12 protein-coding genes are annotated in these 8,460 nt (G+C 49.2%); 8 read left to right on the top strand and 4 right to left on the bottom strand.

Annotated features, from left to right (window positions below):
- Positions 1–436: 436 nt before the first annotated feature.
- Genes rpmH through GX441_10580 form a run of 8 tightly spaced genes read left to right on the top strand, consistent with a single transcriptional unit; the run spans position 437 to position 5,537 of the window.
- Complete coding sequence (rpmH, locus tag GX441_10615; protein ID NLI99096.1) at positions 437–574, top strand: 50S ribosomal protein L34; 138 nt, start codon at positions 437–439, stop codon at positions 572–574.
- Positions 575–584: 10 nt separating this feature from the next.
- Entirely contained in the window at positions 585–929 is a 345-nt protein-coding gene (locus GX441_10610) for a ribonuclease P protein component (protein NLI99095.1), read from the top strand.
- Between the two features lie 19 nt (positions 930–948).
- Positions 949–1,158: a membrane protein insertion efficiency factor YidD gene (gene yidD, locus GX441_10605; protein NLI99094.1), complete on the top strand. Its 210-nt coding sequence runs from the start codon at positions 949–951 to the stop codon at positions 1,156–1,158.
- A gap of 4 nt (positions 1,159–1,162) precedes the next feature.
- The gene (gene yidC / locus GX441_10600; protein ID NLI99093.1) at positions 1,163–2,920 is read left to right on the top strand and encodes a membrane protein insertase YidC; all 1,758 of its coding nucleotides are present in this window, start codon (positions 1,163–1,165) and stop codon (positions 2,918–2,920) included.
- Positions 2,854–3,336, top strand: coding sequence for a hypothetical protein (locus tag GX441_10595; protein ID NLI99092.1), 483 nt, complete (start codon positions 2,854–2,856; stop codon positions 3,334–3,336). The genes yidC and GX441_10595 overlap by 67 nt, the downstream gene beginning before the upstream one ends.
- Positions 3,336–4,670 (top strand): tRNA uridine-5-carboxymethylaminomethyl(34) synthesis GTPase MnmE, encoded by a 1,335-nt coding sequence (gene mnmE, locus GX441_10590; GenBank protein NLI99091.1) that lies wholly within the window; start codon positions 3,336–3,338, stop codon positions 4,668–4,670. Before GX441_10595 ends, mnmE begins: the two co-directional genes overlap by 1 nt.
- Positions 4,671–4,680: 10 nt before the next feature.
- Positions 4,681–5,085 carry a universal stress protein gene (locus GX441_10585; protein ID NLI99090.1) on the top strand — a complete coding sequence of 135 codons (405 nt, stop codon included), beginning with the start codon at positions 4,681–4,683 and terminating at the stop codon, positions 5,083–5,085.
- Positions 5,082–5,537, top strand: coding sequence for a PTS sugar transporter subunit IIA (locus GX441_10580; GenBank protein NLI99089.1), 456 nt, complete (start codon positions 5,082–5,084; stop codon positions 5,535–5,537). The genes GX441_10585 and GX441_10580 overlap by 4 nt, the downstream gene beginning before the upstream one ends.
- Positions 5,538–5,658: 121 nt before the next feature.
- Here GX441_10580 and GX441_10575 read toward each other — a convergent pair whose 3' ends face one another.
- The 4 genes from GX441_10575 to GX441_10560 form a co-directional block, all read right to left on the bottom strand.
- Positions 5,659–6,225 carry a hypothetical protein gene (locus GX441_10575; protein ID NLI99088.1) on the bottom strand — a complete coding sequence of 189 codons (567 nt, stop codon included), beginning with the start codon at positions 6,223–6,225 and terminating at the stop codon, positions 5,659–5,661.
- Positions 6,218–6,727 (bottom strand): DUF177 domain-containing protein, encoded by a 510-nt coding sequence (locus GX441_10570; GenBank protein ID NLI99087.1) that lies wholly within the window; start codon positions 6,725–6,727, stop codon positions 6,218–6,220. Before GX441_10570 ends, GX441_10575 begins: the two co-directional genes overlap by 8 nt.
- Position 6,728: 1 nt before the next feature.
- The gene (locus tag GX441_10565; protein NLI99086.1) at positions 6,729–7,055 is read right to left on the bottom strand and encodes a hypothetical protein; all 327 of its coding nucleotides are present in this window, start codon (positions 7,053–7,055) and stop codon (positions 6,729–6,731) included.
- A gap of 68 nt (positions 7,056–7,123) precedes the next feature.
- Positions 7,124–8,452 (bottom strand): aminotransferase class V-fold PLP-dependent enzyme, encoded by a 1,329-nt coding sequence (locus GX441_10560; protein NLI99085.1) that lies wholly within the window; start codon positions 8,450–8,452, stop codon positions 7,124–7,126.
- Positions 8,453–8,460 lie beyond the last annotated feature (8 nt).

The raw sequence follows: 8,460 nt of genomic DNA, 5'->3' as shown, positions 1-8,460 counted from the left end.
CTTTTCTGGGCATTATGTCCTCCGGCGCATGCGTTGTCAGCATACGCAAAACCCCCAGCTTCAAGCGAAGCGAGGGTCTTATTGAGTTTTTGGGTTGCTTGTATCAAAACTTCGACTTGGTCAGGGAGCAACGCTTTCGTAAAGCGTAGGTCGGTGGTTCGAATCCACTCGTCGGCTTTCAAATGCTCTTTTTTACCTGCAGTAAAAAATCCGCAGATACTCGAATTACCTTTGAAAGATATATTCGAGTTTAGTCAAAAAAGAAATCAACACAAATTCAGCAAGCAAGACTCAAAGGCAATCTCGCATAAGAATTTTATGTTTGTTTTTATGCGAGATTGCAAAAAAGGCGCTTCAAAGGGGCTGATTTAGAGGTCTTTTCTGTCTGTTTGACTTTGAGTTATTTCGTGCTATAATTCAAAAAAGGAGTAAGTAAATGCCTAAAAGGACTTTTCAACCAAGTAACCTGAAGCGCAAGCGCACCCACGGCTTCCGTAAACGTATGGCAACAGCCGACGGTCGCGAGGTTCTTAAACGCCGCCGCGCCAAGGGTCGCAAGCGCCTCTCGGTTTAGGAGTTAATTATTGAAGAAGGTGCATCAGGAGACTCTTAAGCGCCGCGATATAATCAGAGGAGAAAAAGAAACAAGAGAGCTTCTGGGGGTGAGACCTCTAAAAACAAGGTTTCTTCGGGTACACTTCATGCCAGGCGATCATGCAAAGGTTGCCTTTCATGTGCCCAGGAGGGTCGGTTCTGCCGTATTAAGAAACGGATTGAAGAGACGCATGAGGGAGATTTACAGGCGCAATAAACCGGAGTTTCCCAAAGCGTGCGCCATTTTCCGCTTAAAGGAGAGATCGGGGTGGGAGGAACTCTGCAAGGATTTTAAGCTAGCGGCTAAAATGATGGCAGGTAGCATTGTTGGATAGCTTGCATCCTGCAAGACGCCTGGTGCGCACGGTTTTTATTCTGCCTATCAAAGCCTACCAGATAGTTTTTGCAGGAGCGCCGCGAGTGTGCAGATTTGAGCCAACCTGTTCGATGTACGCTATAGAAGCTATAGAAAAACACGGAATTTTCAAAGGCACAGCCATGGCAGTATGGCGTGTGCTGCGGTGTAATCCATGGAATGCCGGTGGATACGACCCTGTGAGGTAATAGAATGAAAGATAATATGCTCTCGACGATTCTTATAGTAGTAATCGTTGCCGGATTGATAATACTTCTCAACATCTTCGGGAAAAATTCAGGCGGATGCCAGATGGGTAATCAGCAGCAGGTCTCATCCCCGGCAGAGAACGTACAGCTCACCGAGAGCAAGAATCTCCTGAAGCCTCTCGTCGTCGAAAACAGCAAGATGAAGGCAAGAATCATGAGCTGGGATTCCTATTACGGATTCAGGATTGACCAGGTAGAGTTAAAGAACTTCAAGATGAACAAGACCGCCTCCACTACCGAACAGGTTCCGGTGCATCTTCTTGAGGCGACGCGATTCTTCGATTCGACCGGCAGGTATCTTGGAACATGGGATGACGATATAGAGGCCAGTATCCCGGAGGGTGCGAGATTCAAGGCAGCCGTTCACGCGGGATTCGAGGTCTCGCCGTCCGATTCAGCGACACTAGCAAGGGATTTCGGCCGGCTCGAAACTATCGTCACTAACGATTCTACAGTTGCGCTGGTCTGGACGGACAGTCTTGGAGCGGTTCAAAGGGTAGAATTGACGCTTGACGGGTACGAGTTCAAGATTAATGCAAGCGATACGCTTGCGGGGTTCAAGTTCTTCTGCGAGGACGGGATAAAGCTAACCGAACCCATGGATAAATCCGAAGTAACCCTTCATCAAATCTACTACAGACCTGCAGGCAAGAATCCGGAGTGGTTCAACATCGGCGGTGCGAGAAAGATAGTTGAAGGGAAAAAGGAGATAGTCCAGGGTCCGTACGAATGGATTGCGATTAGAGGAAAGTATTTTTCAACAATCGTTATCCCCGATAGGCCTGTAAACGCGGGGATTGCTCCTGTTGCGAGACCGGATCAGAGGATAGGTCTTGAATTCGGCGTAAGCGATGCCGGATCCTTCAGGCTTTATTTCGGTCCCCTGGACTACAAGGCGCTATCCAAGATGGGGCACCGTTTGGGCAGGATAGTGGAGCTTGGAGGCATAACATACAGGTGGCTGAGCATCGGTATGCTTGAGATTTTCGAGTTCCTGTACCGCATAATCAGGAATTACGGCGCAGCCATAATCATTTTTGCCCTTCTCATAAAGCTTGTCTTCCTTCCTCTTTCACGGAGCCAGCAGCGTTCCATGCAGAAGATGCAGATGCTTCAGCCCAAGCTTAAGGAGCTGCAGGAGCGTTTCAAGGACGACCCCAAGCGCCTTAACGAAGAGACGATGAGGATGTACCGCGATCACAAGGCTTCGCCCCTTGGCGGATGTCTGCCGCTACTCATACAGATGCCTGTATTCTTCGGGCTTTATGCGGTTCTGAGAACCGCGGTTTCCCTGCGCGGGGCGGCTTTCGTTAATCTTTTTACCATCCACATCAACAAACCGTTCGACTTTCTTTTCATTCACATCCCGACAGGAAATCTAACCTGGCTCACCGATTTGTCGCAGCGAGACCCGTTCTTTATCCTTCCCGTTCTCATGAGCGTGGCTTCAATCTTCCAGAGTCTTTTGAGCAACGTCGATCCCCGGCAGCGCACAACCGCTATCATCTTCCCTATAGTGATCGCGTTCGTCTTCCTCAATTTCCCTTCAGGGCTTCAGTTGTATTGGCTGGTTTTTAACCTTCTCTCCCTGCTTGAATACTGGATATTCAGGAGAGGAGCACAAGGAGGAGTACAATGGCAGAGCAAGAAACCGGAAACGACACCCTCGGCAACGAGCTTGCAGAAATCCTCTCGCAGGTAACCAGGCTTGCAGGCTTCCGAGCCAGGGTCGAGTGGGAAAGGCGTACGAGCGGCGAGTTGTATGCCAACGTTCGCTCAAAACGATCCGACGGTCTGTTGATTGGACGTTCCGGTGAGACCTTGCGCTCATTGCAGCTTGTTGTGCAGTCAATACTACAACACCGTCATCCGGGCGTGAACATACCAAACGTCACAATCGACGTGGGAGGCTATAAACGCCGGCGCGAGGATTTTCTTAAGAGAAAAGCCCTTGCAATAGCCCGGGTAGTAATCGAAACCAAGAGGGAGATGTCGCTTGATCCCTTGACGGAAAAGGAGTACAAAATCGTCAAGGAGGCATTGATGGAGCAAGGGAAGGTAAGGATACACACGGTAGGTTCCGGATACCGCAAGAACGTGATAATTGCGCCAAGGTAATGATACTCGATCGTCTTCAAGATGTCATTGTAGCTCCGTCGACGCCGCCCGGTCGCGGCGCATTGGCACTTGTAAGGGTATCGGGCTCTCAAACTCTTCGTCTTTGCGACCAGATATTCAGGGGAGAAAAGCGTCTTACCGACGCCAAAGGAAACAGCCTGGTCAAGGGTTATATAATGAGCGGGGATTCGATAATAGACGAAGTAATTGCCGGCGTTTACAAGGCTCCGCACAGCTATACAACCGAGGACATCGTGGAATTCAGTCTTCACGGTAACCCTCTTATAGTAGACAGAGTAACTGAACTTCTCATCAAGAACGGCGCTCGTCTGGCCACACCGGGCGAGTTTACCGAACGCGCCTATCTCTACGGCAGGATTGACGTGACTCAGGCCGAAGCTGTGCTTGCAGCCGTGGAATCAGAGACCGAGGAGGGCGTTTCGGCAGCCATGCGCCAGCTGCAGGGCAATCTCTCAAGCCAGCTTTCGGGCGTATCTGCGAAGCTGAAGAATCTTGTGATCTCGCTGGAAGCGCAGCTTGAATTTCCCGAGGAAGACGTTCCAACCTCATCAATCACCCTGGAACTTTCCGAGTTAAGGACTGAGGTTGAGAATCTCGCTTCCGCCTTCAGGAGAGGCCGCAGTCGCGGTAAGGGTCTCAATGTCATGCTTGTGGGCAGACCGAACGTAGGAAAATCTACTCTATTCAACGCTTTGCTAGGCGAGGACCGCTCAATTGTGACATCGGTGCCGGGTACTACCAGGGACATTGTTACGGGTACCATTCGTCTCACGGCGGGCCAGCTAAGGCTTTACGACGGCGCAGGCATAGGCGTCGCCGAATCCCTGCCCGACAAACTCGCTGTCAAGCGCGCCATTGGCGCCGCCAACAGGGCTGATTTCGTCATTATTGTCCTGGATGCAGTTTCGGGGTTTGTCCCTGCGGACGGCGAGCTTCTTAAGATACTGCGCGAGAAACCAGGAATCATCGTCTGGAACAAGATAGACTCCGTTAAAACCATCCCGAACATTCCGGATATTGCAGGTGAACCGCTATCAATATCGGCTTTAAAAAGGAATAACCTTGATTTGCTGCTTGAGAAGCTCAAGCAGGAGGTTGACTCTCAGGGAGAGATTTTCTTTGCAAACCAGCACCAGGAAAACCAGCTCAAGAAGCTTTACGAACTACTGAACGATGCCCTAGATGCGCAGTATCCCGATATGCGGTCGAATCTGTTGAAGGAAGCGATGGTCATGATGTCTGGAGCGGAACGACCGGATGTTGACGCAGATATTCTTCGGGATATATTTTCCCGATTTTGCATAGGAAAGTAGGAGATAAAAAGTGTACAAACGTCTGCTTATCTACTTAGATGCAGCTACTACAAAACAAGAGGAGCTCGAAGGTATTATGGATCTTGCTTCGGCTTTGCGCGCTCGTCTTATAGCGCTTGCTGTTATTCCGAAAGAACCGGAGAATTTAACCAAAGAAGAAAAAGAACTAAGAGAAGAACTGGAGGACAGAACATGGAACTTCCTCTATGGAATTGAGGATATATCATTTGAGAGAGAGATAAAGATATCGCTCATGCTTGAAGAAGGAGAGGCGGAAGAAAGAATCGCCTCGGTAGCCAAAAGCTACGAGGCTGACATATGCGCGACTTTCGCATATAAGGAAATCAAAGCCGAGCGTCTTCTTAGGAGGCTCGGCAATGTTCCCCTGCTTTTACTCAACCAGGAGGGACGATGATCCGTATATCTGAGGTGATACAAGAAGAAGGGATAGTGCTCGACTTGCAAACGCATGAAAAGGTATCCGTAATTAAGGAGCTTGTCTCAAAGCTAGTCAATCAGGGCCTTGTAGAAGACGAGGAGACGTTCCTTGGGGATATCCTGAAACGTGAAAACCTTGAAAGCACGGGTATTGGATTAGGCGTTGCGATACCGCACGCGAGAACCGTAGCCGCCAAGAATCTGATACTCTCCTTCGGCAGGTCTGCCCAGGGAGTCGATTTCAATTCGCTTGACGGGAAACCATCGCACCTTATCTTCCTTATAGCGGCTCCTGAAGCCCAGAAATCTCATTACATCATGGCTCTTGCCAGGCTTTCAAAGATACTCCGCAAGGAAGAGACTCGAGCCAGGTTGTCCAATGCAACAAGTGCTGAGGAGGTAGTAACCATACTGAAAGAGGCTGAATAGTTTTAATATTCCAACCGTCCGACGGACAGCTCGAGGAGCCGAAAACCTTTATTTTGAGCGACTCTTGAAGATTAAGGAGTTCCTGCGAATCTGTTTCAAGTATAAAAAGGGATAGAATTCTTCAGGCAAGAGGCCTTACATCGAGAAGGATGCGTTTGGCTATGACGGATTCGGCACCGAATATCTTCTCCGCTTCGTCGTAAAGAGAGATAAAAAGCTCAATGAAATAGTCCTTAATTTCCGATGGGGGAGGAGGCGATTCGGCGATGGAAGGAATAAGACCGTCCCATACTATTCCGGGGATTGGCTTTCCGGTTACGTGTTTGTCGATATAACCCTGCCAGAAATCCTGACCGTGGGAGGAATCGCTGAATAGCTCAACGAACATACTCAGTCTATCGGTCTGTCTTTCCAGCTCAAGTCTTGCTGTTTCAGTGCTGTATATGAAGCCGGTGCGTATAAGCCAGGCTACGGAATGCAGCCCGGTTTCAAACTCAAGTCCAGACCTGGATATGACATCCCTTGCATTGCGTTGACCGTTCACGGTTTCAAGAATCAACCTGTCCTGCTCGCGCAGGGACCTGCTATCCGATTCCCTCAAACCGGAATCCTTTATCAACTTTGCGTTGATTGAACCGATAATGCCCAATGCGCGCCTTGCGCCGAAGGACATCTTTCTTTCATCCATTGCTTTCTCCCCGTTGTTGTGCTTGTAATTTTTCACTACCACAGTCGCAGGCGCCTAAGTTGAGATTAGCCCCGCAAGTGGGGCAAAGACCAAGGCAGTCCTCGCGACAAAGAGGAGCAATAGGCACCGATAAAAGAAGAGTATCTCTTACTATGCTCCTTAAATCAAGCTCTTCAGTGTAGAACTCAAGATCGGACGCCTTAAGCTCACCTTCATCGTCATTACGCTCAAGAGCTTGCAGAAAAGTAACTTCCGCATTCGTCTCTATTTTCTGGTCAACGACTCCTCCGCACTGCGAGCATTCGAGTTGTATCCTGGTATTTATATCCATATTCATGTCTATTCTTGCGCCCGTGAGAAAAAGAATGATAGAGCATCTTATGGGTTCAGTAAACGATAATCCTGCGAGTTCGATGTGTACCGAATCCGTTTGAATCTCGAAGCGGTTTTCGCCCTGTTCAAGCTGCTTTGGGAAAAAAAGGAAAGGGTTTTCGCGCTTCACATCATCCTTTGGAGTCTATTAATCCGAGGACCAGAAGCTCTCTTGCACGTTTGAAATGTTCGTATCCTTCAAGACTGGGTCCGCCCAGGATCTTCTCGAAGTCCTCCTCGCCGAGTTTCTCTATCTCCGTTCTGCTTTTCTCAAGAGCCAGCTGGCAAAGGATATCGGCTGCGACGAACATGGGCGGATCGCAGAGGGCGCACATGAACTTCAATTCCCTTAAACGGCCTTCCTTTATTCTTCCGTGCAGGAAAAGCTGATCCTTCTTGCCGCGTCTGGGGCAGAGTTCGCCGTTAATCTGAAGTTCCGCTTCGTCTATCTTTCCCATCCTGCTTTCGGAAGGGTTAGAAAAGATTTTCTTGAAATAACTGACAATTAAAGGTTCATCCGTCATCGCTATTTGCCCGGAAAAGTTGGAAGATCCTTAATCTCATCCAGGATGCTTTTCATGGTTTCTGCAAAGGCATTCACTTCATCCATTGTGTTGTAAAGATACATTGAGGCCCTGAAAAGCGTGGGTCTGAAGCCGGGCCATATGGAATCGAATTTAGACTCGGCAGCGTGGTACCAGGAATGCACGCAGAAAGTGCCTTTGCGAATCATTATGTTTGCGCGTTGATCGAGCTTTTCATCTACGTCCGGCTCTTCGTCGGAAAAGCGCGTCGCGGGCTTCATTATGTAGAAAGTGAATATGCCTGAGCGTTCGGCTGGATCTTTAGGTCCTACTATATTCACCTCAGGAAATGCGGACATCTTTTTGGTAAGCGCGGCATTTAGACTTTTCTCGTGCTCGGCTATGTTCTCTGGTCCGACTTCTATAAGAAATTTTGCGATCGCTCCGGCGCCTATGATTCCTGCATAGTCCTGCAGACCAGCCTCGAATTTGTGCGGGGCTCTGAAGTATCGCGGGTGGCCGAAGAGGTGAGTATCTTCAACCGTTCCTCCGCCTACAATGAACGGCCGAATGACTGATTCGTCGTTTAAGAGTTCCTTTCTTCCGAAAAGGACCCCGACCCCTGTTGGTCCGCCCAGTTTGTGCACCGAAAAAGCAATGAAATCTACGCCAAGAGCGCTCACGCTGACCCTTTTATGCGGTACGCTTTGCGCCGCATCAAGAAAGACGAAAGCGTCTTGATTCTGCGATTTTGTGAGTTTTACGACTTCCTTAATGGCGTCGTCGGGTATTGTCGCGCCGTCAAGATTGGAGCAATGACCCAGGCTGACCATCCTGACTTTTCCGTGTTCCTGGTCAAGAATCTTCTTGAAGGTTTCAAGATTGAACTTGTTGTCGTCATCCACTGGAACAGGCACATGCTTTGCTATGATGCCTCGTCTTGCAAGTTCCTGCCACGGACACAGGTTTGAGTTGTGCTCCTTGGATGTCGTAAGAACAACATCTTCAGCGTTCCACATGAGCGAACGTGCGACGAGGTTGATTGCCTCCGTCGTATTTTTAGTGAAGATTATCTCCTTTGGGCTTGAAGCTCCTATAAGTTCGCGGATAGAGTCCCGCGCTTCCTCAACCTTGTTGTCTACCTGGAGTGCGAACCAGTGAGTGCTGCGTTCGCCGCATGCCGGGTAGCGAGTATAGTATTCGTGAAGAACGTCGATTACAGGCTGGGGTTTTAATGCCATGCAAGCGCTGTCGAAATAAACAGGCGGTTTGCCGTTTCGCTCTTGCGCGAGCGAAGGAAACATACTGCGGTATTTGTTAGGATCAAGCATGCCTAATC

Source organism: bacterium (assembly GCA_012517375.1).
In the GTDB taxonomy this organism is placed as follows: domain Bacteria; phylum Hydrothermota; class Tepidihabitantia; order B3-TA06; family B3-TA06; genus JAAYVC01.
Note: the sequence above shows the minus strand (reverse complement) of the source record. Positions and strands in the feature narration are given on the sequence as shown.